General features: G+C 36.4%; 2 pseudogenes. Both read left to right on the top strand.

What is annotated here, in order from left to right:
* Positions 1–565: pseudogene (locus G4P69_RS38495) on the top strand (DUF2157 domain-containing protein); the annotation flags it as partial.
* Between the two features lie 375 nt (positions 566–940).
* Positions 941–1,224: pseudogene (locus G4P69_RS38490) on the top strand (decaprenyl-phosphate phosphoribosyltransferase); the annotation flags it as partial.

Here is a 1,224-nt window from a genome sequence, read left to right as displayed (position 1 = left end):
TAGCTTACTAATTGCAGCTAGCTTTTATATCTTTGTTGCTAAAGCTGCTAACCAATTCCGTTTTACCTATATCAGTATAATATTGTGTGATTGGACGGTATTTAATTGGCTCCAATCCATAAATCTCTCGGATCCTTTACTCTACGTTACAGTGATTGGTTTATCACTGTTGTACATTGCTCAGCTAGATCCTTACTTTAGGTCACCAGAAACGAGAGCTAAGCGTCATTTATTACGGTTATTGGGTAGTGGCATAATTTGTTTTTGGGCAATAATCTTTCATCAAGATCTAGCACTGATACCAGGAGTTTTTAGCCTTGTTGCAATTATTACAGGTTTAGCTTTGCGAGTACGGGCTTTTCTTTATATTGGCTTGATATCTTTTTTTATCACCAGTGTCTATCAACTCGTGGTTTTAAGCTGGCTTTATTCCTTTTTTAAATGGGTTATTGGTTTACTCGTTGGTATCATACTAATTTCACTTGCAGCCAATTTTGAAACGCGACGCCAGAAACTATATTCTCTAATACGCAATACTACCGAAGAATTACAAACCTGGGAATGATAGCAAATTACTAACGCTAGTTTTGTTCACATTGTTACTCCGCAATGCTAAGGATGACTAAAAAAATTGGAAATGATACAAACAGAGAAGGGTATTCTTCCTTTCTAGTCGTTTTGGTAGTCATGCACACGTTGCTTGAGTTTTCAGACGCTAGATCTCTTGTGAATACAAGCTTCTGAGCTTTTTAGCTTGATTTTTATTCGAACATGAAAAATTAAGCGGCTATAATGCTAGACATATATAAAAGTTTATTAAAGTAACTTTTTTTTGTTAACAATTGCATAATACTTAAATTATGCTCAACTATTTTGGTTGTGTTCAGGGTGTCAAGGCGGAAACAAATAATTCTACATTAGGGAAACTCACTGAAAGCGCATGAACTCCCGACACACATCAACTGCAAAAAAACTCGCAACAACCCGTTTAAGCAAAGAGTTTGCTTACATAGCTGCTTTAAGACCGAAACAGTGGACTAAAAATTTGGTAGTGTTTGCAGCGCCTTTATTTGCTTTTAGCATCAATGAGCAATCTATAACAGGTAGTCTGCTGGCACTAATCCTCTTCTGTAGTACTTCTAGTAGTTTTTATTTGATTAATGATATAGCAGACGTAGAATCAGATCGTCAACATCCTGTAAAATGCAAGCGTCCAATCGCAGC

It is taken from the genome of Aetokthonos hydrillicola CCALA 1050, assembly GCF_017591665.1.
GTDB lineage: Bacteria > Cyanobacteriota > Cyanobacteriia > Cyanobacteriales > Nostocaceae > Aetokthonos > Aetokthonos hydrillicola.
This window is presented reverse-complemented; position numbering and strand designations above follow the sequence as displayed.